Annotated in this window: 28 protein-coding genes and 1 pseudogene; 12 read left to right on the top strand and 17 right to left on the bottom strand. The window is 28.9% G+C overall.

Translation table 11 applies throughout. From position 1 onward, the window contains the following. Nucleotides 1-54: 54 nt before the first annotated feature. Nucleotides 55-414: a winged helix-turn-helix transcriptional regulator gene (locus AC5SMR_RS05685; protein WP_006997770.1), complete on the top strand. Its 360-nt coding sequence runs from the start codon at nt 55-57 to the stop codon at nt 412-414. Here AC5SMR_RS05685 and AC5SMR_RS05680 read toward each other — a convergent pair. After that, complete coding sequence (locus tag AC5SMR_RS05680; protein ID WP_006997771.1) at nt 407-1,069, bottom strand: haloacid dehalogenase type II; 663 nt, start codon at nt 1,067-1,069, stop codon at nt 407-409. The genes AC5SMR_RS05685 and AC5SMR_RS05680 overlap by 8 nt on opposite strands. A 17-nt stretch (nt 1,070-1,086) precedes the next feature. On the opposite strand from AC5SMR_RS05680, the gene AC5SMR_RS05675 reads away from it, so the two are divergent. The 9 genes from AC5SMR_RS05675 to AC5SMR_RS05635 all read left to right on the top strand — a co-directional run bounded on the left by AC5SMR_RS05675 (nt 1,087) and on the right by AC5SMR_RS05635 (nt 9,221). Further along, a complete protein-coding gene (locus tag AC5SMR_RS05675) occupies nt 1,087-1,788 on the top strand; it encodes an RsmE family RNA methyltransferase (protein WP_011281498.1) in 702 nt (233 codons plus the stop codon). A 61-nt stretch (nt 1,789-1,849) separates the two neighbouring features. Then, nucleotides 1,850-2,665 (top strand): cytochrome c oxidase subunit II, encoded by an 816-nt coding sequence (gene coxB / locus AC5SMR_RS05670; RefSeq protein WP_271499669.1) that lies wholly within the window; start codon nt 1,850-1,852, stop codon nt 2,663-2,665. 2 nt (nt 2,666-2,667) lie between these two features. Further along, entirely contained in the window at nt 2,668-4,302 is a 1,635-nt protein-coding gene (gene ctaD / locus AC5SMR_RS05665; protein ID WP_011281496.1) for a cytochrome c oxidase subunit I, read from the top strand. A 32-nt stretch (nt 4,303-4,334) separates the two neighbouring features. Beyond that, nucleotides 4,335-5,246 carry a heme o synthase gene (cyoE, locus tag AC5SMR_RS05660; RefSeq protein ID WP_494576616.1) on the top strand — a complete coding sequence of 304 codons (912 nt, stop codon included), beginning with the start codon at nt 4,335-4,337 and terminating at the stop codon, nt 5,244-5,246. Nucleotides 5,247-5,367: 121 nt separating this feature from the next. Continuing rightward, on the top strand, nt 5,368-5,904 hold the full coding sequence (locus AC5SMR_RS05655; protein WP_494576615.1) for a cytochrome c oxidase assembly protein: 537 nt from the start codon (nt 5,368-5,370) through the stop codon (nt 5,902-5,904). Between the two features lie 2 nt (nt 5,905-5,906). Continuing rightward, the gene (locus tag AC5SMR_RS05650; RefSeq protein WP_494576614.1) at nt 5,907-6,695 is read left to right on the top strand and encodes a cytochrome c oxidase subunit 3; all 789 of its coding nucleotides are present in this window, start codon (nt 5,907-5,909) and stop codon (nt 6,693-6,695) included. Between the two features lie 10 nt (nt 6,696-6,705). Further along, nucleotides 6,706-7,359: an SURF1 family protein gene (locus AC5SMR_RS05645; RefSeq protein ID WP_494576613.1), complete on the top strand. Its 654-nt coding sequence runs from the start codon at nt 6,706-6,708 to the stop codon at nt 7,357-7,359. Further along, nucleotides 7,360-8,739 (top strand): threonine synthase, encoded by a 1,380-nt coding sequence (gene thrC, locus AC5SMR_RS05640; protein ID WP_494576612.1) that lies wholly within the window; start codon nt 7,360-7,362, stop codon nt 8,737-8,739. Further along, the gene (locus AC5SMR_RS05635; RefSeq protein WP_494576611.1) at nt 8,736-9,221 is read left to right on the top strand and encodes a peroxiredoxin; all 486 of its coding nucleotides are present in this window, start codon (nt 8,736-8,738) and stop codon (nt 9,219-9,221) included. Before thrC ends, AC5SMR_RS05635 begins: the two co-directional genes overlap by 4 nt. Here AC5SMR_RS05635 and rnhA read toward each other — a convergent pair. From rnhA to AC5SMR_RS05560, 15 genes and pseudogenes are all read right to left on the bottom strand, one after another. Then, the gene (rnhA, locus tag AC5SMR_RS05630; protein WP_494576610.1) at nt 9,213-9,638 is read right to left on the bottom strand and encodes a ribonuclease HI; all 426 of its coding nucleotides are present in this window, start codon (nt 9,636-9,638) and stop codon (nt 9,213-9,215) included. The genes AC5SMR_RS05635 and rnhA overlap by 9 nt on opposite strands. Continuing rightward, a pseudogene (locus AC5SMR_RS05625) lies at nt 9,638-10,605 on the bottom strand (homoserine kinase). Before AC5SMR_RS05625 ends, rnhA begins: the two are co-directional and overlap by 1 nt. Continuing rightward, nucleotides 10,606-11,550, bottom strand: a complete 945-nt coding sequence (gene ispH, locus AC5SMR_RS05620) for a 4-hydroxy-3-methylbut-2-enyl diphosphate reductase (RefSeq protein ID WP_494576609.1) — start codon at nt 11,548-11,550, stop codon at nt 10,606-10,608. It abuts the pseudogene before it with no gap. Beyond that, nucleotides 11,540-12,478, bottom strand: a complete 939-nt coding sequence (locus tag AC5SMR_RS05615) for a Brp/Blh family beta-carotene 15,15'-dioxygenase (RefSeq protein ID WP_494576608.1) — start codon at nt 12,476-12,478, stop codon at nt 11,540-11,542. Before AC5SMR_RS05615 ends, ispH begins: the two co-directional genes overlap by 11 nt. After that, nucleotides 12,468-13,544 carry a lycopene cyclase family protein gene (locus tag AC5SMR_RS05610; protein ID WP_494576607.1) on the bottom strand — a complete coding sequence of 359 codons (1,077 nt, stop codon included), beginning with the start codon at nt 13,542-13,544 and terminating at the stop codon, nt 12,468-12,470. Before AC5SMR_RS05610 ends, AC5SMR_RS05615 begins: the two co-directional genes overlap by 11 nt. Then, the gene (locus AC5SMR_RS05605) at nt 13,531-14,382 is read right to left on the bottom strand and encodes a phytoene/squalene synthase family protein (RefSeq protein ID WP_494576606.1); all 852 of its coding nucleotides are present in this window, start codon (nt 14,380-14,382) and stop codon (nt 13,531-13,533) included. The genes AC5SMR_RS05610 and AC5SMR_RS05605 overlap by 14 nt, the downstream gene beginning before the upstream one ends. Further along, on the bottom strand, nt 14,382-15,839 hold the full coding sequence (gene crtI, locus AC5SMR_RS05600; protein ID WP_494576605.1) for a phytoene desaturase family protein: 1,458 nt from the start codon (nt 15,837-15,839) through the stop codon (nt 14,382-14,384). Before crtI ends, AC5SMR_RS05605 begins: the two co-directional genes overlap by 1 nt. A gap of 39 nt (nt 15,840-15,878) precedes the next feature. Continuing rightward, nucleotides 15,879-16,385 carry a F0F1 ATP synthase subunit B family protein gene (locus AC5SMR_RS05595; RefSeq protein WP_006997789.1) on the bottom strand — a complete coding sequence of 169 codons (507 nt, stop codon included), beginning with the start codon at nt 16,383-16,385 and terminating at the stop codon, nt 15,879-15,881. After that, a complete protein-coding gene (locus tag AC5SMR_RS05590; RefSeq protein WP_230454319.1) occupies nt 16,366-16,956 on the bottom strand; it encodes a F0F1 ATP synthase subunit B family protein in 591 nt (196 codons plus the stop codon). The genes AC5SMR_RS05595 and AC5SMR_RS05590 overlap by 20 nt, the downstream gene beginning before the upstream one ends. 5 nt (nt 16,957-16,961) lie before the next feature. Then, nucleotides 16,962-17,189 (bottom strand): F0F1 ATP synthase subunit C, encoded by a 228-nt coding sequence (locus tag AC5SMR_RS05585; protein WP_006997791.1) that lies wholly within the window; start codon nt 17,187-17,189, stop codon nt 16,962-16,964. Between the two features lie 19 nt (nt 17,190-17,208). Further along, nucleotides 17,209-17,943 carry a F0F1 ATP synthase subunit A gene (locus AC5SMR_RS05580; protein WP_006997792.1) on the bottom strand — a complete coding sequence of 245 codons (735 nt, stop codon included), beginning with the start codon at nt 17,941-17,943 and terminating at the stop codon, nt 17,209-17,211. A gap of 12 nt (nt 17,944-17,955) precedes the next feature. After that, nucleotides 17,956-18,231: an AtpZ/AtpI family protein gene (locus tag AC5SMR_RS05575; RefSeq protein WP_006997793.1), complete on the bottom strand. Its 276-nt coding sequence runs from the start codon at nt 18,229-18,231 to the stop codon at nt 17,956-17,958. 8 nt (nt 18,232-18,239) lie between these two features. After that, nucleotides 18,240-20,813, bottom strand: a complete 2,574-nt coding sequence (locus AC5SMR_RS05570; protein WP_494576604.1) for a chromosome segregation SMC family protein — start codon at nt 20,811-20,813, stop codon at nt 18,240-18,242. 8 nt (nt 20,814-20,821) lie between these two features. Next, a complete protein-coding gene (locus AC5SMR_RS05565; protein WP_018413540.1) occupies nt 20,822-21,412 on the bottom strand; it encodes a thioredoxin domain-containing protein in 591 nt (196 codons plus the stop codon). Beyond that, on the bottom strand, nt 21,409-21,897 hold the full coding sequence (locus AC5SMR_RS05560) for a DciA family protein (protein WP_018413539.1): 489 nt from the start codon (nt 21,895-21,897) through the stop codon (nt 21,409-21,411). The genes AC5SMR_RS05565 and AC5SMR_RS05560 overlap by 4 nt, the downstream gene beginning before the upstream one ends. Between AC5SMR_RS05560 and AC5SMR_RS05555 the strand changes: the two genes are divergently transcribed. After that, nucleotides 21,898-22,878 carry an A/G-specific adenine glycosylase gene (locus AC5SMR_RS05555; RefSeq protein ID WP_494576603.1) on the top strand — a complete coding sequence of 327 codons (981 nt, stop codon included), beginning with the start codon at nt 21,898-21,900 and terminating at the stop codon, nt 22,876-22,878. It begins immediately after the preceding gene. After that, nucleotides 22,878-24,029: an FAD-dependent monooxygenase gene (locus tag AC5SMR_RS05550; RefSeq protein ID WP_494576602.1), complete on the top strand. Its 1,152-nt coding sequence runs from the start codon at nt 22,878-22,880 to the stop codon at nt 24,027-24,029. The genes AC5SMR_RS05555 and AC5SMR_RS05550 overlap by 1 nt, the downstream gene beginning before the upstream one ends. Here AC5SMR_RS05550 and AC5SMR_RS05545 read toward each other — a convergent pair. Then, nucleotides 24,026-25,096: a site-specific DNA-methyltransferase gene (locus AC5SMR_RS05545; RefSeq protein ID WP_006997799.1), complete on the bottom strand. Its 1,071-nt coding sequence runs from the start codon at nt 25,094-25,096 to the stop codon at nt 24,026-24,028. The two genes, AC5SMR_RS05550 and AC5SMR_RS05545, sit on opposite strands and share 4 nt — an antisense overlap. Nucleotides 25,097-25,215 lie beyond the last annotated feature (119 nt).

Raw genomic sequence — 25,215 nt, 5'->3', positions numbered from 1 at the left:
GGTATTAATAAAGCAATAACGCAAAGTAAACATACTAGTATACAAAAACATACCATGAAAAATTTAATAGATTGTCCAGCTGAAAGAGCCGTTTACTTTCTTGGAGGTAAATGGAAAATTAGAATTTTATTTAGTTTGCTGCAAAGTAAAAAAATTAGATTTGGTGAGCTCAAAAAAGGATTAAAAACCATTACACAACAAATGTTATCCAAGCAGCTTAAGGAACTAGAAGGAGATGGAATAATTAATAGAAAAGTAATTCGAATAATGCCCCCAAAAGTTGAGTATTCACTTACAGAATTTGGACTTTCGGTTATGCCTATCTTAAGATCCTTTTCAGAGTGGAATAAAAGAAATACTCGAACCATTTCAGTAAAACTAAATAAGAATTTTGAAGAAAATAGAATTAGATAATATCAAGCAATTGTTTTAAATTTTTAACCTCATCTTTAGGTTTATAATCAAGATTATCAAAAATATTATTATTTCTGTTTACCCAAATAGAACTGTAACCATAATTTCCACCACCAGAAACATCCCAAGTATTAGCACTTAAAAATGCGACTTCTTCTTTTTGTATTTTGTATTTTTTAATTGGCATGTCATAAACTTTTGAGTCTGGTTTATAAATTCCAACTTCTTCAATTGAAAAAATATCATCAAATATATTATCTAAATTATTACTCTTAACTAATTCGTTAAGAAGAGAGGGTGTTCCATTTGAAAGAATACCTAATTTATAATTTTTTTCTTTTAATCTTTTTAAAATTTCAGGTACTTCAGGAAAAGGGGAGAGCACCTTATAAAGATTTAATAATTCATTTTTCATTGATAAATCTATTTCGTAAGCCTTCATAGATTTATCCAAACTATCTTCTGTCACCTGCCAAAAGTCTTTATGTCTATTCATTAGACTTCTAAGCCAAGTGTATTCTAATTGAGTAGTTCGCCAATAATTAGCAAAGCCTTCCCATTTATCACCAATTTTATCTTTACATTTTTCTGCTGCTGAATTGACATCAAATAAAGTGCCATATGCATCAAAAATTATTGCTTTAATATTTTTCATAAATTAACTTAACATTAATGAGTAATATTAGATTATTTTTTAAAGAAAGTTTATCACTTAATTTAACTGCTAAGCTTGATAAATCTCAATCTCACTATGTGAATAAAGTAATGAGAATCAAAGTGGGCGAGGTTTTTTCTTTATTTAATAACAGTGGAGAGTGGGAAGCAAAAATTTTAACTATTTCAAAAAGTATAGTTGAATTTAATATTACAAAACAATTAAGACAAAAAGAAAATGTAAAAGATTTGTGGTTAGCTTTTTCACCTATTAAATCAAATTATTTTAATTTTATGATTCAAAAAGCAACAGAGCTTGGTGTTACAAAATTTTTACCAATAATATTTGATAGAACAATTGTTAGAAAAATAAATAAAGAAAGATTAGAAAAAGTAATCATAGAAGCTGCTGAGCAATCTAATCGTATTAATGTTCCGCTTATTGAAGATCCCCAATCATTAAAAAGTTTTTTAAATCATGAAAAGATGGACTTAATATTCACAGATTTAAATTCTGAAAATAAAAAATTAGATTTTAATAAATTAGCTCATAATCCAACTTGTGTAATTATTGGTCCAGAAGGAGATTTTTCTGAAGAGGAAAGGGGGGAGATTCTTGCCTTTAAAGGGGTTCAGCCAATTAAAATAAACGAAAATATACTTAGATCAGAAACTGCTGTAATTTCAGCCTTATCAATTGTTAATTACCTAATTAATTGATATTTTGTCGCGAAAACTAAAGTGTAATTTTTTAAAAGACACTTTATATAGTGTGTAACAAATGAAAAAATTTTTAATAACATTTATAACTACAATGTTAATGACTAGCGCTTGGGCGGATCAGCCTAAAAACTGGCAGCTAGGCTTTCAAGATTCTGCCTCTCAAAGTATGACTGAGATTGTTAGTTTTCATAACAACATTCTCCTTCCTGTAATTATTGCTATTAGTGTTTTTGTTTTATTTCTTATGATTTATGTTTGTATAAGATTTAGAGCGTCAAAAAATCCTAACCCATCAAAAACTACTCACAATGTTGCTGTAGAGGTTTTGTGGACACTGATTCCATGTTTGATTTTAATAGTGATGGCCGTTCCATCTTTTAAAATTTTGTATAAACAAGATACTATTCCAAAAGCTGACCTAACAATTAAAGCTGTTGGTTACCAGTGGTACTGGGGCTACGAGTATCCTGATGAAAATATTATTTTTGAATCGTATATGATTAAAGAAGCTGAATTAAAAGAAAACCAACCAAGATTACTAACTGTTGATAATGAAGTTATTGTTCCAGTTAATAAAGTGGTTAAAGTTTTAATTACAGCTAATGATGTATTGCATGCTTGGGCATTACCATCATTTGGAGTTAAGAGAGACGCAGTTCCTGGAAGAATAAACGAAACTTGGTTTAAAGCTGAAAAAGTTGGAACGTACTATGGTCAATGTTCTGAACTTTGTGGAATTGAGCATGCTTTTATGCCTATCACAGTAAAAGTTGTGACAGATGAAGAATATGCAATATGGTTAGCAGAGGCTAAAATGAAATTTGCAAAAGAGCCAATTGCAGAAAATGAATATAAAAAACTAGCGAGTAAATAAAAATGTACACAAAAACAGCATCACACGACGATCATCACACACCAACAGGTTGGAAACGTTGGGCTTACTCAACTAACCACAAAGACATTGGTACAATGTATTTAATTTTTGCAATTGTTGCAGGAATTATTGGTACAGCTTTTTCAGTATTAATGAGAATTGAATTGATGCATCCTGGTGATGGAATTTTAGGTGGCAACTATCACTTATATAATGTGTTGGTTACAGGCCATGGATTAATAATGATTTTCTTTATGGTAATGCCTGCAATGATTGGTGGATTTGGTAATTGGTTTGTCCCAATTATGATCGGTGCACCTGATATGGCTTTTCCAAGAATGAATAATATTTCATTTTGGTTATTACCAGCTTCATTTATTTTACTATTACTTTCAATATTTGTAGATGGCCCTCCAGGTCAGCAAGGTGTTGGTGGAGGATGGACTTTGTATCCACCTTTATCGTCAAAAGCTGGACAACCAGGACCTGCTATGGATTTTGCTATTTTAAGCTTACACTTAGCTGGAGCTTCTTCAATTTTAGGAGCAGTTAACTTTATTACAACAATTTTAAATATGAGAACGCCAGGCATGACTTTGCATAAAATGCCTTTATTTGCTTGGTCTGTTTTAGTTACAGCATTTTTATTATTACTATCACTACCTGTTTTAGCTGGTGCTATCACAATGCTTTTAACAGATAGAAATTTTGGAACAGCATTTTTTGATGCTCAAACTGGAGGAGATCCAGTTTTATACCAACACTTATTTTGGTTCTTTGGTCACCCTGAAGTTTATATTTTAATTTTACCTGGCTTTGGAATGATCAGTCATATCGTTTCAACATTTTCTAAGAAACCTGTATTTGGATATTTAGGAATGGCTTATGCGATGGTTTCAATTGGGGTTGTTGGGTTTGTTGTTTGGGCTCACCACATGTATACGGTAGGTTTAAGTACAGATACTAAAGCATATTTTTTAGCTGCAACAATGATTATTGCGGTCCCAACAGGGATTAAAATATTTTCATGGATTGCAACAATGTGGGGTGGATCAATTTCATTTAAAACTCCCATGATGTGGGCATTAGGTTTTATATTTTTATTTACAGTAGGTGGTGTAACAGGTGTTGTTCTTGCAAATGCAGGTGTTGATACTGCAATGCATGATACTTATTATGTAGTTGCTCACTTTCATTATGTATTATCTTTAGGTGCAGTATTTGCAATCTTTGCAGGATTTTATTATTGGTTTGGTAAAATGTCTGGGTATGAGTATTCAGAATGGATGGGACAATTACATTTTTGGTTAACATTCATTGGAGTGAACTTAGTATTTTTCCCTCAACATTTTTTAGGTTTAGCTGGAATGCCAAGAAGATATGCTGATTACCCTGATGCATTTGCTGGATGGAATTATGTTTCGTCAATCGGCTCATACATAGCGGTTGCTGGCTTACTAGTATTTTTTGCTAACTTAATTTATTCTTTTTCTAAGAAAAAAGCTGCAGCTCAGAACCCTTGGGGAGAAGGAGCTACAACTCTAGAATGGACTGTACCATCACCACCAAATTTTCATACTTTTGAGGAATTACCAAAATTTGAAGATCCAGATGGTGCTGAAAAAGTATCTAGTTAATAAAGTTACAGCTTTTTCTATATTAAATATTGATGATTAACTCTAAATTAAAAAATAGAAATTTAAACCAAGTGAATGTGTTTAATTTTTCTGAATTATTCAAGCTAATGAAACCAAGGGTAATGTCTTTGGTAATCTTCACGTGTGCTGTGGGTTTATTAATGGCGCCTTCTACAGTTTCTACAAAAGATGCAATGATTGCAATTCTTTTAGTATCAATTGGTGCAGGAGCCGCTGGTGCTCTAAATATGTGGTACGAATCTGATCTTGATGCATTAATGACAAGAACTTGCTTGAGACCAATTCCAATGGGAAAGGTTAATAAAAACCAAGCCCTAATTTTTGGAACATCACTTTCATTTTTTTCAGTAATCGCATTAGATTATTTTGCTAACACAATTTCAGCAGTATTATTGCTGTTTACAATTTTATTTTATGTTTTTGTTTATACAATCTGGTTAAAGAGAAAAACTCCACAAAACATTGTCATTGGAGGTGCTGCAGGAGCATTACCGCCAGTAATTGGATGGACTATAGCAACTAACTCATTATCTCTTGAGCCAATAACCTTTTTTCTGATTATATTTTTTTGGACACCATCGCATTTTTGGGCGTTAAGTCTTTATAAATCAGATGATTATAAAAAGGCAAAAATTCCAATGCTTCCATTAACTAATGGGATAGAGAGCACTAAAATAAATATTTTAGTTTATTCATTATTAATGTTGCCAATGGTTATTTTACCCTACGCAATAGATTTTGTTGGATTAGTATTTCTAGTACCAGCCCTAATGATTACATTGTATTATAACATTTTATGTTTTGAGCTTTATAAGTTTAAAAAAAATAAATTTAACCCCAAGAAAGCAAAAACAATATTTGGATATTCAATTTTATATTTGTTTTTGATATTCGTTATTTTTTTGATAGATAAGATATTATGATGATACCAGACAAAAAAACTAAGCGAAAAAATATTTTAACAGCAGTAGCAATAATAGGATTTATGATATTTCTGTTTTTTTTTACACTTTATAATACGGGTGTTTTTGATAGATCAATATAGTGAAAAATAAAACCTTAACTCCAATTCTTTTAGCTGGAATATTTTTTTTAATGTTAGGACTCTCATTTGCTGCAGTACCCTTGTATGATTTATTTTGTAGAGTAACTGGGTTTGGTGGAACAACACAAATATCAAGAGAAGCGCCAGATATAATTTTAAACCAAAAAGTTAACGTTCGTTTTGATACAAATGTAAATAAACTTCCTTGGAATTTTAAAGCAAAAACAAATGTTATGGATGTTAAAATTGGTCAAGTGAACCGAATCGAATTTGAAGTTGAAAACTATGGCAATGAAACGACTTATGGAGTTGCATCTTTCAATGTTTCTCCATCATCATTTGGTAAATATTATAGCAAATTGGGATGTTTTTGTTTTGAAAAACAGGCCTTAAAAGCAGGCGAAAAGGCCACTTATATTATGACTTTTTATTTGGATCCAGAAATGGTAAATGATCCCAATACTAAAAATATTAAAGATGTAACTATGTCCTATACTTTTTTTTCATCAGATTACTATAACCAATCAAAATTATAAAAATGTCCGCAGAAAAAAAACATGACTATCATTTAGTAGACCCAAGTCCATGGCCTATCTACGTTTCATTTTCATGCTTAATTTTAGCAATAGGTTCAGTTTATTATCTACATAGCGAAGTTTCTTGGGGAATGTATTTGGGATTAGCACTACTATTATATGGAACATACATGTGGTTTAGAGATGTTGTTATCGAAGCAGAGCACCAAGGTCATCACACACCAGTAGTACAAATTCACCACAGATATGGAATGACATTGTTCATTGCTTCAGAAGTTATGTTCTTTGTTGCATGGTTTTGGGCTTATTTTGATGCAAGTTTATTTCCATCTTTAGCAATAGGAGGAATATGGCCACCTAAAGATATTGTAACTTTTGATCCATGGGACATCCCACTAATCAATACATTAATTTTATTATTATCAGGAACGACAGTAACATGGTCACACCACGCATTGCTAGAAGGTGATAGAAAAAGCTTTATTCAAGGACTAGTTCTAACAGTGATACTTGGTTTTTCTTTTTCACTACTACAAGTTTATGAATATCAGCATGCAACTTTTGATTTTGCAGGAAATATATATGGCTCAGTATTTTATATGGCAACAGGATTTCATGGTTTCCACGTTATCATTGGTACTATATTTTTATCGGTATGTTTAATGAGAGCAAGAAAAGGTCACTTTACTGAAGAGCATCACTTTGGATTTGAAGCAGCTGCTTGGTATTGGCACTTTGTAGATGTTGTTTGGCTATTCTTATTTGCTGCCATTTATATTTGGGGAAGTTAATTTTTAGCTCTTGAGATATAAATTTTTATTTTCTATTTTTGTATTTTTCTTTATTTCTGTCTTTCTAGCATTAGGGAGTTGGCAAATTATTAGACTTAATTGGAAATTAGAATTAATTAATCAAATAGAGTCATCTCTGAAAGACATACCTGTCAATTTATCAAATAGTAAACATAAAAATTATCTTAGAATTAAGACTAGAGGATCAATTGATTTTGAAAAACAAATTTATCTTTATAACTTAAATGAAAAAGGGAAACCGGGCTTTGAAGTTATTAACCCATTAAAAGTTGGAAATAATAACTATTTATTAAATAGAGGCTGGATACCATTTAATAAAAAAGAAGATAAAACTATAAACGTAATAGATGAAAACTATATTAATGGAGTTTTGAGAAAACAAATCAAACCCAATATGTTTAAGCCTGAAAACGATCTATCTGAAAATTACTGGTTTACATTAGATAGAGATGATATTTTTAAGTTCACAGGTAAAAATTTTTCTCCTTATGTAATTTATCTTTCTGGAAATAATGAATTTCCTAAACCAAAATCAATTACAGCAAATATTTCAAATAATCATAAAAAATATGCATTAACTTGGTTTTCGTTAGCGATTTCAATTCTTTTAATATATTTATATTTGAGAAAAAAAAATTATTAGATGAAATATATAAGCACTAGAGATAACTCAAAAGAGTATAGTTTTGAGGAGGTATTTATCAAAGGACTAGCAGATGATGGTGGTCTATTTATCCCAAAAAAAATAAAAAAATACACTACAGAAGAATTAAACTCTTTAAGTAATTTAAACTATCAAGACTTAGCAAAAAAAATAATTTTCCCATTTATTGGTGATTTCATGACAGAAGCAGAGCTTTCATTAATTGTAGACAAGTCATATTCTTCATTTCGAAAAGATAACGTCGTAGATTTGATAAAAATTGGTGATGCTAAGATTTTAGAATTATTTCATGGTCCAACACTTGCTTTTAAGGATATAGCAATGCAGTTACTTGGTAATTTTTATGAATATTATCTAAGTAAAAATAGTAAACAAATTAATATTATAGTTGCAACATCAGGAGATACTGGTGCTGCTGCTATAGATGCAATTAAGGGTAAAGAGAATATAAATATATTTGTTCTACACCCACACAATAAAGTTTCACAGGTTCAGAGAAAAATAATGTCTACAGTTAAAGAAAAAAATGTATTTAATATTGCTATAAATGGTAATTTTGATGATTGTCAAAATTTAGTTAAGGCAATGTTTGCAGATAAAGAATTCTCTAATTCAATAAACATGTCTGGTGTAAATTCAATAAATTGGGCAAGAATTATTGCACAAGCTGTTTATTATTTTTATACATATTTTCAAATACGGGATGACAGGCTTGTTAATTTTTCAGTTCCAACTGGTAATTTTGGCGATGTTTATGCTGGTTATCTTTCTAAAAAAATGGGTCTACCAATAAATAAACTTATAGTAGCGACAAATCAAAATGATATTTTGCATAGAGCAATCACAAATGGAAAATATGAAGCTGAAACAGTGCTTGAAACAAATTCGCCAAGTATGGACATTCAAATTGCAAGTAATTTTGAAAGATTAATTTATGATTTAAATGATTTTAATGATGTTGAAACTGGCAATGTTATGAAAAAAATTAAAGAAGAGGGAAAATATATTATTCCAAAAGATAAATTACAAAAAATTAGTAAAGATTTTCTTTCAGAAAATATGAGTGAAACTGAAGTTTTAAATATTATTAAAGATGTTCATAATAGATATAATGTTATATTAGACCCCCACAGTGCAATAGGCTTTGGTGCATTAAAAAAAATTAACATAGAAGGTAACAATATTGTTTTAGCAACAGCACATCCCTGTAAGTTTCCAGAGGCAATTGATAAATCAATTGGTATCAAGCCAAGTCTTCCAAATGCATTACAATATATAATGAATGAAAAAGAAAATTATGATATAATTTCAAATAATATAAATGAAACTCAAAAATATATTAAGGAAAAATTACAATGAAATTAAAAGAGAACGATAAAATACCAAATTCAGAATTTTTTATTATGGAAGATGGCAATCCTACTAAAAAAAATACGCATGAATTTTATAAGGATAAAAAAATTGTTCTTTTTGGTTTACCAGGAGCATATACATCCGTTTGTTCAGCTAAACACTTGCCTGGATATGTAAATAACTATGAAAAATATAAAGAAAAAGGCATAGATTACATCGTCTGTATTTCAGTAAATGATCCGTTTGTAATGGACTCTTGGGGGAAAAGCCAAAATGTAGAAAATAAAATTATAATGATGGCAGATCCTTTCTTAGAATTTACAAAAGCAATAGGTGCAGATGTAGATAAAAGTGCCAGAGGATTGGGAATTAGATCTAATAGATACACAATGTTAATTGATAATCTTAAAGTTATTAAATTACAAGAAGAGGAAGACGCTGGTGCTTGTGAAGTTTCAGCAGCACAAAATTTTCTATCCTTAGTTTAATTCAGCAGCTTTTTTTGCGAGTAAATCTACTTCTTCATTTAGGGTATTACCTGCATGTGCTTTAACCCAAATCCATTTTATTTCAAATTGATTTGTTAGCTCGTATAGTTGTATCCAAAGTTCTTTATTCTTAACGGGTTCTTTCTTTGAGGTTTGCCAATTATTTTTTATCCATTTATGCACCCATTCAGTAATTCCTAATCTTACATATTGTGAGTCTGTATAGATTTCAATTTGATCATTTTGTTTAATTTGTTTTAGAGCCATAATAGGAGCCATCAATTCCATTTTATTATTAGTAGTGTCTTTTACGCTCCCACTAATTTCTTTGACTTCACCATTTTGGTTTATAATTGCAGCCCAACCGCCATTACCGGGGTTATTTAAACATGATCCATCTGTATAAATTTTAATCATTACTTATAATAATCTTTATAGTGACTAAGATTATTGTGAATAATTAATTTTTGTAGATATTCCATAGGGTCTTTTATTTTAATCAAAGCAGTTTTTGGAGTGTTAAAATAATCATATATCCTTGTTAAAAGATATCGTAATGCAGCACCTCTACACATTACATTTAGTGCATCTTTTTCTTTTTTAGATAAAGTTCTTATACTTTCATATCCATTAATTAAGTTTTTAATTTTACTACTATTCATTACAAACTTATTTTTTTTTTATCAAAGCATAAAGCATTAATGCAGATTGCAATTTCATATATCAAATAGTCATTAGATGAAAAATAAAAATCAATAAAACCTGAAAATTTATTTTTATTAAAAAAAATATTATCTATAAAAAGATCACCATGAATAATTCCTTGAGGTAGATTTTTGGGCCATTTATTTTTGATATCTTTTAGACACAGGTTGAGCGTGTTTTTAAGATTAGGTGTAATTTGATTAGATTTAAATTTTATAGTTTTCAACAAACCATTAAGTCTATGTATCGACATAGAATTTTGCCTATATAATTTTAATTTTGTAGTAACTTTATGAAATTTTGCAATATTTTTTCCCACATCAAAACAGTTTTTATTGTTAAGGATTTTTTTATCTTTGCCTTCTAAAAAAGTTACAATACAGGCTGATTTTGTTTTAATATTGGTTATATGCGTTCCTTTTTTAGTTCTTAAAGGTTTAGGACAAATAATTTTTTTATGATTTAACTTCTCCATTAAATTCATAAAAAAAGGTAGATCCTTTTTTTTAACCCGCTTTTCAAAAATTGTTAGAATAAATTTATTCTGTTTTGTTTTTAATAAATAATTTGTATTTTCAATTCCTTTTTTTATACCTTTGAATTTTTCTATTTTATTAATTTGATAATTGTTAATTAATGATGAAATATCTTTTTTAATTAACTTCGTGTATACAGCCATTTAATTCAATTTTCCTGGAACTTTAAATACAATGTTTTCTTTTATGATCTCAACTATTTCGATTTTTACTTTAAATTTACTTTTAATTTCGTTAATAAAGTTTTCAACTAAAATTTCTGGTGCAGAAGCTCCAGAGGAAATACCAATAACTTTACAATTTTCTAATTTTTCAAATGGAATTTCACTATCGGAGTGCATCAATTCAGAATGAGGACACCCTGATTGTTCAGCTACCTCAACTAGACGCACAGAATTTGAAGAATTTCTACTTCCTAAAACAAAAAACATGTCACATTTTTTTGCTATATTTTTTACAGCAGATTGACGATTAGTAGTTGCGTAACAAATATCCTCTTTAAATGGTTCTTTAATTTTAGGAAACTTTTTTTTTAAAGTTTTAATTATATTTTTTGTGTCATCAACTGAGAGCGTTGTCTGGGTAACATAAGCAATTTTTTTATTATCATCTAGTTCATAAGTCTCAACATCATGTTCATCCTGAATTAAATCAATTGAGCCCTCAGGCAATTGCCCCATAGTTCCTATAACTTCGGGATGATTAATATGTCCTATAAGGACAATATGGTATCCAGCTTTATAAAGATTTTCTGCTTCTCTATGTACTTTGGATACAAGTGGACAAGTAGCATCTATATATTCCATTTTATAGCCATTTGCTTGTTGTGGTACTGACTTTGGAACACCATGAGCAGAAAATATTACAGGCCTACTTTTATCTTTAATCTCATCAAGTTCTTCTACAAATATTGCACCAATTGCCTTAAGACTATCCACAACATATTTGTTATGAACTATTTCATGACGCACATAAACTGGAGCTCCATATTTTGTAATACTTTTTTTGACAATTTCTATAGCTCGCTCAACACCAGCACAAAAGCCACGTGGTGCTGATAATAATATTTTAATTTCTTTATTTTTCATTTTTTTCTAGAAAGTATTCAAGCAATATATGTGGAAAGGTTAAGGACGCCAAACCAATAAATATAACTTTATATATTGCCTCGTTTACTAGATAGTGATTTGAAAGATAATATAAGCTTAACAAATAGAAAATAGCAGTCAAAATCGTCAAGGGCGCAGCTTTTTTGATAAAAATTAATAGCCCATTTTTAAAATTATATTTATCTAATTCAGTAATTAATGAGAGAGAGTGCCTAAAAGAATGCAAAAAGCAAAAATATAATGTGAAGGCTACCAAAGGTGCAAAGAAGTAATTTAAAATTAAAATTGAAGTGAAGTCAAAAAATATTAATAAGTTAACTAGTTTGAAACCTTTTAAAAAAAAATAAATATTTGTGAGTAAGGAGATTAAAAAAATAAAAGAAATTATATAATTATTTTCTATAAAATTTAAAAATAAATAAAAACTTTCATTTTGTATTAATAATAATTTAAAAATATTGATTGTCTCAACAAAATGAAACATTAAGGGTGTAATAATAATTAATATCCCTTTTAGAAAATAAAGAATTATATTTATGTTAGATTTTTTAGTTATTAGAAATTCTGTATCTTCTTTACCAAAATGATAGGCAGCAACAACTAAAAAAATAATCAGTGATAAAGTTGGCGCAAGCAGCCAAATAGCAATTATAGTAGCAGCAATTATTAAATAAATTAAATAAAAATAATAAATATTATTAATATTATATAATTTTATCAGTGCTTTACCTTTTTGATTGTCCAATGCACCATGTGAGATTCCAATTGATAGGATTAGTAATAGACAAATAATTGGAGATATAGACAGACTTTTAAATTGATCAAAAATAAGAGCAAGTGAAGTAGAAAAAAATAAAAAAATAATAGAATGAAAGAAATTAATTTTTTTAATTTGATTATTTATCATTTTTAAAAAATATTTTGATAAAAAGCCATTTAGGCATTTTGAATATTATAAATAAATCTTGTAATAAACTACTTTTATTGGACAAAAATTTAATAATTGTCTCAGGCGGATTACTAAACATATCAAAAAATATATTTGCCATTTTTTCAGGATGGTAATTAAGAACTCTTAAAAATATTTTGTCCAAAAATTTATATTTTTTATTAATTTCATATCTTTTACTCTCTTTGATAGTGTGAATATTTTTTCTTATGTATTTGCTGTGCTCTTGTATATTTAAAAAGGTATAACCAGTACTCAATCGAGTCATTCCCCCAGCAGTACCTATATTCATTTTATTTCTTTCATTAGAAACTGTGGGATGAAATAATGGGATTGCACCTACTTCGCTATAGTTAACCTTATAATCTCTGATATTAAGATGATTTCTTATATAATTTTTTAATTGTTCATCATAATCTTTTAAAGAATCATTTTTTATCTTAGATAACCAAGTAGTTTCAATTAAAGCTTTATTTTTTGTGTAAGGTAATGTGTAAAAAAAATGAACACTATCACGTTGATCACAATCAAAATCCATCAAATTGAAAATTTCATCATCAAATACGTTTTTTTTAGTTTCAATCTCAATACCTTTAAAATGTTGCCAGAGCTTATCCTCTTTAGAGTCCAGTAGGGGAACGCTATTAAAGATAAAAGCACTATTTAGGTCTATTTCATTAGTATTTTTGTAAAAGCTAATATTTTTATTTTTTTTTAATCGTGTATTTATTTTTTCATAAAATAAACCACTATCTATAGCTTCATAAGGTAATCCGTTACACTCTAAAAATTTTGTTTTTCCAGGTATATTTATTGAAAAATTATTCCAACTTTTCTGAACACAATCTTGAAAGTTATGATCTATAGTCTTCCAATAAGACCAAGTCTTATCTCTTTTGTATTCTAATCGTGGCTCTATGATTGCTAAAGTTGCATCTTTTAGTTTGTTATGTAGGTCGAGCTCATACGCAAGTGACAATCCCGCACATCCACCTCCAATTATGATATAATCAAATTCTTTCATTTAAATCTATTTCTTCATTGATTAAAAGATGCTCTTTATTTCTAAGGTGGTTTTTTTCATTTATAAATATGAGTTTTATCAAGTCTAATATAGATAGAAATGTTTGGTACAACTTACCTAAATTAGCTACATAGATTTTTCCACTTCTATTATAATTGTATATATTTTCTTTATGTAAAATTTTAGCACCAATTTTTCTATAAATTCTTCTAGCAACAAGTATTGCAAACCTAAACCTAAAAGGAATTTCTTTTATAGAGGCAAAGGAGCTTTCGTAGAACAAATCAGCCATACTTAATGTATTCTTTATAGTCTCGAAGTCATGATTAATATAAAATCTATTATTATTCATATCCTCAATTACATCTCTTGAAATATTTGTTAATTGCATTGCAATACCAAGATCTATTGCTGATTTCATGGAGTTTTTATTTTGTACACCTAAAATTTTTGCCATCATTAAGCCTACAGTACCAGCAACCCTATAAGAGTATATTAACAATTCTTGTTTTTTGTTAAATTTTACTACTTCATTTAAATCAGACTCAATACCATCAAATAAATCTTCAACAATCTTGATTGAAATTTTATTTTCCTCCATAAGGATCCACATATTTTTTATTATCAAATTATCAAAATTTTTATTTATAAAATTATTCTTAAAGATTAGTAAATTTTTCTTTTTAATATTTAGTTCATTTTTATCATCAGCAATATCATCTATTGTTCGACAAAAATCATAAAGAGATGAACATTTTTCATAAATATTTTTTGGTAAAAAAAAACCTGCCCAGTTAAAAGACTTGGCATAAATAGATAAATAATTGTTTTTTGACATTATAATATTTTATCTAAAACTTTTGCTGAAGAGAGCACACCTGGAACCCCTGCACCTGGGTGCGTTCCTGCTCCAACAAAGTATAATCCATCATAAATTTCTGATTTATTATGAAATCTAAAATATGCAGATTGAGTAAATTTTGGCTGAATCGAAAAACCTGATCCAAATTTGGTATTCAATTCATTTTCAAAATAATCTGGCGTTAAGTAGAAATCTTCAATAATATTTTCTCTAAGATTTGGTAGCAGTGCTTTTTCCATCTTATCTATTACTAAATTTTTCATTTTTTCACCTTCAATTTTCCAATCTATTTTGGATTGATTGTTTGGAACGGGAACTAGAACATAAAAACAATCATTTCCCTCTGGAGCCATTGATTTATCTGTAGCTGATGGTCTATGCAGGTAATAACTTATGTCATCATTTAATTTTTTATTATCAAAAATGTCACTCAGATGTTCTTTATATTTTTCACCAAATTTTATTGTATGGTGCTCTACATCTGGGTATGTTTTTTTTGTTCCAAAGTAGTAAACAAATAGACCCATAGAATACTGCATTCGATTTTGTTTCCATTTAAATAGAGGGCTTGTTTTATTTAGACTTAGAAGTTTTTCATATACGGCAGGAGGATCAGCATTACATATCACATTATTCGAAAGCATTTCTTTCTGATTATCCAATTTTACTCCACTAATTTTCCCATTATCAGAAATTATCTTAGTAACCTCATGTCCTTTGATCACTTCAATTTCTTGTTCAATCATTAATTTTTCTAAGCCATTAATTATGTTACCAGTTCCACCCATTGAGTAATGAATGCCCCATTTTTTTTCTAGATATAGAATTAATCCATATATAGAAGTTGTTGTAAAAGGGTTTCCACCAACTAAAAGAGGATGCATACTTAGCATACGTCTTAATTTTTCATTTTTTATATATGAAGAAACTAATGAATAAACTGATTTATAGCTTTTAAGCTTTAGTAAAGAAGGTAATTGCTTCATCATCACAAGAGGTTTATCAAATGGCACATCAGCCAGTTCTGTGAAGCCTTTATCAAATATTTTTTTTGTAAATTTTACAAGTTGTTCATAGCCTTTAACATCTTCTTTATTTATTTTTTCAATTTGTTTTTTCATTTGATCTTCATTTCCAGAATAATCAAATACACCTCCATCCTCATAAATAAATCTATACCAAATTTTTAAGGGAGTGAGTTTTATGTAATCTTGAGACTTCTTATTAAATAAAGTGAAAAGCTCTTCAATTAGATAGGGTGCGGTAATAACTGTTGGACCAGCGTCAAAAGTAAAACCATTTTTTTTAAACACTCTAGCTCTTCCCCCTAAATCAGGGTGTTTTTCTATTAAAGTTACTTTATGATTTTTGGCTCTTAATCTTAATGCTGCAGCTATACCACCAAATCCAGAACCAATGACAATAGATTTCATTGGGTTAATTTATAGTTTTTTTAAAAAATTGTAAGGTAATTATGAGCTTATTTTTTTTAAAGCTATTTTTGTTTCTTCAAGGTTTTTTTCAAAAAGACCATCAAGTTTTGATTTATCAACAGATGTGTTAATAATTTTTTTAACAGAATCAACAGCAATTTTAATTGAAACATCTTTTATTTCTTTAAGTGCAGCTTCTTTCATTTGTGAAATTTTATTTTCTGCTAAACTTTTTTTAATTTCTGAAGATTTATGAAATTTATCATTCATTTCGATTATAAGATGATCGCTATCTTTTTTGGCTTGTTGTAAAATATCATTGCTCACAGTTTGTGCGGTATCAAGTTTATTTTGAGCGTTATCTAATAAAACCTTTGCCTCTTGCCTTAGTTTTTCACTTTCATCTATTTCATTTTTAATATCAAGGATAAGCTTATTTAAAAGTTCATTAATCTTTTGAGGTATTTTTAAATAAACTAAAGCTCCAATAAATATTAAAAAGGATATAGCTACCCAAAAAGTTGCATCAATTACCATAATATTCATCCATTTTTTTTCTTGAAAGATCTTCTACTATTGCAGAAATACTACTACTGTTAACTTCAGCTCCTATTAGTTCCTGCAGTAAGTCCGAAGAGGTCTCTACAGCAATTTTTTTGATTTTTTCTGGTGCATTATCTCTAAAAGTTTTTATCTCAATCTCAGCTTTATTAACTTCTTCATCAAGCTCTTTTTCCAGTATTTCCTTCTTTACACCAATATCTTTCAGTACTTTTTCTCTAGCTTGTTTAAAGTAGTTTTTTGCTTCATTCTTGCTCGATTGTACTATCTTTTCGTATTCTTCAATTTTTTGTTCACTTTCTTCTCTTTGCTTTTCCGCAGCCTCAATATTTTCTAAAATTTGAGATTTTCTAGTTTCTAGATTGGCACTTATTTTTGGAAGTATAAGTTTAGATAAAACAACATATAAAATTCCAAAAGTAATAATTAACCAAAAAATTTGAGAAACCCAAAACTCTGGATTTAATTGAGGCATTCCACCGCTTTCAGCTGCAAAAGCTTCCATAAAAAACAGGAAGCTTAAAAATATCGACTGAAAAAATATTTTTTTAATCATTAAATTTAAAATGCAAATAAAATAATTAACGCTACAACTAATCCAAATAGGCCAGTTGCTTCAGCTAAAGCAAAACCTAATAAAAGATTAGGAAATTGTTTTTGAGCTGCAGATGGGTTCCTCATCGCACCAGAAAGGTAATTACCAAAGATAATTCCGATCCCAACACCGGCACCTGCTAGAGCTATTGCTGCTAGTCCTGCTCCGATCATTTTTGCTGCTTCTAATTCCATTATATCCTCCTTATGTTAGTTAATGGTGTAAATTTAATGCATCATTCAAGTAGATGCAGGTTAAGATTGCGAAAACATATGCTTGAAGAAAAGCAACTAGTATTTCCAAGCCAGTTAATGCAACCGAAAAACTCAGTGGAAGCCATCCACCAACTATTCCAAGGCTTATTACAAAGCCTCCGAAAACTTTCATCATTGTATGACCAGCCATCATGTTTGCAAATAAACGAACTGAAAGACTAACCGGTCTACTTAAGTAAGAAATTATTTCTATAACAACTATTAGTGGTAATAGTACTGCAGGTACTCCGCTAGGTACAAATAGTTTTAAATATCCTAATCCATGTTTCATAAATCCAATAATTGTTACCCCCACAAAAATAAATGAAGCCAAGATAAAAGTAACAATGATATGGCTAGTTACTGTAAAGGCATAAGGGATCATCCCAAACATATTACAAAATAGCACAAACATAAATATTGAGAAGATAAACGCAAAGTAGGGTTTTGCTTTTGATCCTGCGGTATCACTTATCATTTTGGAAACAAAAGTATAACTTAATTCAGAAAGAAGTTGCATCTTGCTTGGTAGTAAAGAATTTTTTTTTGACCCTAAATTAAAAATTAATAAGATTGCAAGAGAACTAATCACCATAAACAAGCTTGCATTTGTGAAAGAAATATCTATTGCGCCTAATTTAATTTCTGGTCCAATTCTATAAACTTCGAATTGGTTCATCGGGTTTGTAGCCATAATTTTTTAAATCTATTTTTGCATATTTTTTGCAGATCTGAATACGTTTATAATTCCAGCAACAACACCTACAAAAAAAAATATTAATATTAACCAGGGCTTAGTACCAAAGGTCTTGTCTAAAATAAACCCTATAATTGTCCCAACTGCCACTGCGGACACTAATTCTGTACTTAATTTAAAGGCAGTTCCAATAGAAGAGGGTGCCTCTTCATTTTTATACAGATTTTTCTTAGAAAGCTTATTTTTTGCAATCTCCAAGCGAGTTTTAAGGCTATCTTTTGGCATTCAAATTATTAAGCAACCATGCTCTCTGCTTTTTGTAAATCAACAGCAACAAGTTGGCTAATACCTTTTTCAGGCATTGTAACTCCATAAAGTCTATCCATTTTTGACATAGTTAGAGCATGGTGAGTTACGATAATAAATTTAGTGTCAGTTATTTTAGTTAAATCATCAAGAAGTCCACAAAATCTTGTTACGTTAGCATCATCTAGTGGAGCATCAACCTCATCTAAAACACAGATTGGAGATGGGTTAGTAAGGAACACTGCAAAAATAAGAGACAAGGCTGTTAAAGCTTGTTCACCACCAGATAATAAAGTTATAGACTGAAGTCTTTTACCAGGAGGACTTACCAGCATTTCTAAACCAGCTTCAAGTGGGTCATCAGAGTCTACTAACTCTAGTTTTGCATTTCCACCGTTAAATAGTTTTGTATAAACCTCATTAAATTTTCTATTAACTTTTTCAAAAGCTTCTAATAGTCTTTCTCTTCCTTTTTGATTTAATTCATTAATACTTTCTTTTAATTTTATAATAGCAGATACAAGATCTTCTCTATCTTGTTCCATCTTTTTAATTTCTATTTCATATTTACTGGTTTCTTCATCAGCTCTAAGGTTAACTGATCCTAATTTTTCTCTTTCATTTTTTTTTTTATCTAAAGCATCTTCTTGCGCAACAGAGTCAGGTAGCTCTTCAACACCATTTAAATTAGAATTTTCTAGAATATCATTTTCTTCAAGATTAAGTTCAGAACTAACTCTTTCTAACAGATCTTCTTTACGTTTTTTTAAACCTTCGACAGTTGCTCCTGAGCTTGCTTTTCTTTCTCTTATTTGAATAGATCTTTCTTGAACGTCATTTAACTCAAGTCTTAAAGAGTTTATCTTTTTATCTGTTTCTTCAATTATTTTTTCATTTTCAATTTTTTCATTTTGTGAAATTCTTAGACCCTCAGTAATTTGTCCTTTTCTTTCTGCTTGGGCTTTGGGTTGTTGATCACGCTCATTTAACTGTGATAGTAATTTATTTTTTCTTTCAGTTAGCTCAGAAACCATTTTTTCAGAATTAGAGAGTAAGTTTTTCCAACTTTCAACTTCTGATTCTATAGCTTTAATTCTTTCATTTCTTTTTACAGACTCTTTTTTTATTGATTGATTTTTACTAAAACTATCAGCATATTTTTCTTGCAATAATTTTATATTTTCATTTTTTTCATTAATATTAGAAAGCTTTTTCTTACTCTCTTCATCTTCAAGATTATCTAAAAAACCATCTATTTCAATTTGACATCTATCAAGTAAAGTAAGTGCTTGATTAATTTCATTGTTATTAATCAATTCTTTAGCTCTGGTGATTGTATTTTTAACATTTTTAATTGGCCCAATAGCAATATTTATATTTCCATCAGCAAAAATATTTATAATTTCATCAACAGATTTTTGTTCATCTTTTAATAGGTTTTTTGCCTTCTCAAGATCTTCGTTTGATAATTTTTCTGTTTCAAAATATTTAGAATCTATTTCTATTAATTCAGCTTTCTCTTCTTTTAGGCGTCTTTCATTTGAGTTAGCATCAATTACAATCCCTTTTTCTCTATCTATATCTTCCTCGATAGTTTTTAGGGATTTTTTAATATTTTCAATTTCATCTTGAGTTCTAACATTTTCTTCATCTAAATTTTGTAGCTCTAAATTCAATCTTTGAATTTTGGATAGATTTTCTATATTTTTTTCTCTTAAGGGAGAAACTTTATCTGTTTCAGTTTTAATTAAATTTTCAAATTGAGCAATCTGTTGATTGAAGTTACTTACCTCTCCTTCGGCTTCATTGTTAATTTCATTTTCTATTCTAATCTCATTATCAATGTCTAATAATTTTAAATAATATAGCCCTGCTTCAATTTTTTTTATTTCTTCAGATATAAGTTTATATTTCGTTGCCTCTTCAGCTTGTTTCTGAAGGTTTGCTAATTGTTTTTCTTGTTGTCTTCTTAATTCATCAGCTCTTTTTAAGTTTGTCTCTGCAGCATTTAATCTAAGTTCAGCCTCATGCCTTCTCACATGTAACCCTGAAATATTAGCTGCTTCCTCCAAGATTGCACGCCTGTCAGTAGGCTTAGCAGTTACTAAAGCTCCAATTCGTCCCTGACTAATCATTGATGGTGAATGAGCGCCCGTAGATAAATCTGCAAAAAACATTTGAGCGTCTCTAGCTCTAACTTCTTTGTCATTTATATAAAATTTTGAACCCTTATCTTTTTCAATCTTTCTTCTAACTTCAATATGATCTAAATCTTTATATTGCATTGGACCATCATGACTTGCATTATCTACACTAATAGAAACTTCTGCTATGTTTTTAGAAGACTTATTCGATGTACCATTAAAGATAACATCTTCCATACCTGAGCCACGCATACTTTTAGCTGAGGTTTCACCCATAACCCACCTTAAGGATTCTACAATATTAGATTTCCCACAACCGTTTGGACCAACAATGCCGGTTAAGCCATGTTCTATAAGAAAATTTGTTTTTTCAGCAAATGATTTAAATCCGTTTAATTGGATTTTTTTAAACTCCATGGACTAACTTATATCAGTTTTTCCAGATATTTTTTTAAATTCTTATAATTTAGGGCTTTATCAAACTTTTTATCATTAATTATTATCGTAGGAGTAGCATTAACTTCAAATTTTTTTACCCCATCGATTCGATCATTTAAAACAAAATCTTCTATAGCTTTATCACTTAAGCATTTTTCAAAATCTAAGTTTACACTTTCACTTTCTAAGAATTTTTTTAAATAACCCGTTGCTTCTTCTGGAGTTTTTCCTCTAGCCCATTTTTTTTGCCCAGAGTATAAAATATGCAAAATATTTGAATTACCATCGTTATTACACTGAGCAATTTTTGATGCATTAAAAGCTGCTAAATCTAATGGAAAATGTCTAAATTCTATTTTTACTAATCCTTTATCAATGAAGTCTTTTTTCAGTTCAGGTAATACATCTTTATGAAAATTTGCACAGTGGCCACAAGTCAATGACTCGTATGCAATTATTGTTATTTTAGCACTTTCTTCTCCTTCAGAAATTCTTTTGACCATATCATTATCTGCAGCAAGCGCTTTAGCGGAGAAGATTAAAAATATTATAAATAATGTTGAGGTGAATTTTTTCATCGTTGTTTAAATAGTTTTGTTAATTCAAGTAATGATTTTTTAATTTTATCATTCTTAATACTATTTATCCTATCTGCATATTTAATATTTGTCACATGATTTTCATTAGTGTCTAATTTTTTGAACTTTGTTTGGGCGTCATCAAAGCTTATGAATTTCAATTTCTCAACAACGGCATAGCCAAAAAAACTATTCATTTTATCCATTATTACTTTTTTAGAATACTCTAAATCAATCTCATGTCCTCTCTTTACCATTATTTGAAGAGTGCTTACTCCAAATTTATTCGAATTTTTAAAGGATTTGGGATAGCATATTTGAAAAAGATCATCTCCAACTATGTACTTCCAGTTATTAAGTGTTTCAGAAAATATATGACCCTTTTTTTTGATTATTTTTTTAATGTTTTTTGGCAAAGTGTCTTTAAAAGACCTTAAGCCTTGAATAGTTTTAAACCTCTGCTTAGTATTATTTTTAAATTGCATATGACCAAATCCATACTAACAAAAAAAATTCTTTATTGGTACGATAATAATAAAAGATCACTCCCATGGAGAAAAGAGTTATCACAAGTTAAACGAGAATATTACACGTTAGTAAGTGAATTTATGTTACAGCAAACGCAGGTTGCAACTGTGATTCCATACTTTAATAATTTTATAAAAGATATTCCAGATATTAAATCTCTATCAAAAATTAAGGAACATAAGCTTTTAAAATATTGGGAGGGCCTTGGTTATTATTCAAGAGTAAAAAACTTAAAAAAGACTGCACAAATATTAGAAAAAAATTTTAATAGAAGGTTACCAAACACGATTGATGAATTAAAATTATTACCTGGAATAGGTGACTATACCTCTAATGCAATAATGGCAATTGCCTTTAACAAGCCATTTATTCCCTTAGATGGAAATATTGAAAGAGTAATTAAAAGATTATTAAATTTAAAATTACCCAAAGAAATTACAAAAGATAATCTTGTTAAGAATAAAAAAATATTAGGTAATTCAACTAGAGCAAGCGATTATGCTCAAGCACTAATGGAGCTAGGCGCATTGATTTGTCGACCTAAAAATCCCTTATGTCACCAATGCCCTTTAATTAAAAATTGTAAGTCTTTTAAAAAAAAAGATTTTGAAATAATAAAAGAAAGAAAAAAGAAGATTGATAAATTTTATTTATTAGAAGTTTATAAAAAAAAAAATAAATTTTTGTTAATCAAAAATACTAAATTTAATTTTTTAAAGAATTTGCAAATATTTCCCATGAAGCAAATATCCAAACCTGATAATTTAGCAAAAGCTTTAAACTTCAAGATATCCAATATGAATATGAATGTAATAATCAAGTTTTCCAAGTTAAAAGGTGAAATTTCTAACTCTTCTTGGATTGATAGCTCTAAGCTTGAAGATTATACTTTGCCCACATTTACTAAAAAAATTTTTAATTATTTAAAAAAGATTTAATGAAAAATATAGCAATAATAGGAGCCGGTATTTCAGGTCTGTATATTGCAAATCTTTTAAGTCAAAACTCTAATTATCAAGTCACAATTTATGAGAAAAATGCTTCTGTTAATTTGGAAAAAGGATATGGAATTCAACTTTCAGTTAATAGCATCAAACTGTTAAATCAAATAAATTTTCAAAAAATCAGGATAGAAGATAAATTTCACCCCAATAAACTAGATTTTTATTCTTTAAAAAATAATAAAAAAATATGTGATTTAGATATATCCATGTTTAACAGCACAGATACAAAATATACTACCTTACAACGCTCTACTTTAATTAATTTCTTAAAAGATGGGCTTCATGAAAATATTATTCATTATAATAAAAAAGTTATAAAAATTAATGAAGAAGCAGAAAGTAAAGAAGTTTCTTTTGAGGATGGTTTATCTGTTAAATGTGATTACTTAATTATCTCCGATGGAACTTTTTCAAAAACAAAATCATTAATTGCCAATAAAGAAACTAAGCCAAAGTATTTTAACTCTATTGCCTTAAGAGCAACAATTGACCAGGATGCCCTTAAGGGCATTAACCCACAGAATATATCTTTGTTTTTAGGGTCTAATTTACACTCAGTTCTTTATCCAGTTAATAGCAAAGGACAGTTTAATTTTATTACCATTTTTAGAAAAAAGCTTAGCACTAAAGAGTTATCTGATTATTCTTTATTTGAGAACAAGGATTTTGCTGCATCTATTATATCTGAAATATCAAAGCAAGTACCCACCGAAACAATGAACAATCTAAAAAGTATTAAATGTTTTCCAATATTTGTGAGTTCTGATGTCAATGAACCAAAAAATAAAGATACTTTTATCATTGGAGATGCCTTTTTTGCTTTACCCCCAACCTTTGCTCAAGGCGCCTCTCAATCAATAGAGGTTGCCAATGAACTTTATAAAAATTTAGAAAATGAAAACACTCAATTTAACTCTGAAAGAATTAAAAGAGTAAGGATGATTGATATGAAATCAAAACTCAATTATTTTGCTTTTCATTTATCTAATCCATTAATAATTTGGATTAGAAATTTAGTAATAAAAAAATTAGTTAAAAATGAAAAATTTATTAACAGTTATCTTGGTAAAATTTATAAAGACTAATTTTTAGAAATTAATCTTTGTCTTAAATTATCAATTGGCACAGAAACACCATTCACTGTACAATGCCAATAAGTCCATCCATTACAGCTTTCAGAACCAAGTATTGTTGCTGCAACTTTATGAATTGATCCTTCAGCTTGATTATGCTTGATACTTCCATCTGCCATAATCTTAGCAACTATTTTTTTCTTTTGATCAAAAATACTTGTTCCAGGCTTTATTATTCCAAGCTCTACTAGTGATCCAAAAGGTATTCTAGGCTTAGATCGATTATTTTTTAAAGTGTCTAAGAAATTATCCTCTAAAGGTTTTGTATTTTTTAACCTTTCTTCTGCTGCTTTAAAATAAGTCTTCTCTTTCTCTATACCATAATATTTTCTACCTAATTTTTTTGCAACCGTTGCAGTTGTTCCAGATCCTAAGAATGGGTCTAGAATTAAATCGTCCTTGTTTGATGATGCCAATAAAACTCTATGTAATAAAGATTCTGGTTTTTGAGTAGAGTGAACTTTTTTACCATTTTTTTTAAGTCTTTCTGCACCATTACAAATAGGTAAATTCCAATTAGATCTCATTTGAAGATCGTCATTTAAACATTTCAAAGATTGATAGTTAAAAGTATATTTTGACTTCTCACTTTTAGAAGCCCAAATTAAAGTTTCATGAGCGTTTGTAAACCTTGTTCCTCTGAAATTAGGCATTGGGTTATTCTTATTCCAGATAACATCATTTAAAATCCAAAAACCCAAATTTTGTATTGCAGTGCCTACTCTAAAAATATTATGATAACTTCCTATGACCCAGATGGCTCCATCTTTTTTTAATATTCTTCTACATTCAGAAAGCCAAGCAACCGTAAAGTCATCATATTTTTTAAAGCTTTCAAACTGATCCCATTTATCGTTAACAGCACTGACTTTGCTTCTGTCTGGTCTAGTAAGTGAATTTTTTAATTGTAAATTGTATGGTGGATCAGCGAAAACAAGATCAAAGGTTTCGCTTGGAATTTTTTTTAATTCCTCAAGACTGTCACCATTAATAATCTTATTTTTAAAATTGTTTTCCATTTTGTATAAAACAATTAGACTCCATACGGATTCTTGCGTCAACCTGAGATTGAAATAACTAGATTCAAATTGTGTCTGAATTTTTAAGAGAACTAGATGTTGTGCTGTTACACGTGAAA

Source organism: Candidatus Pelagibacter sp. PS_28, from assembly GCF_059417885.1.
The sequence above is the reverse complement of the archived record's forward strand: the minus strand, read 5'-3'. Positions and strand labels throughout refer to the sequence as shown.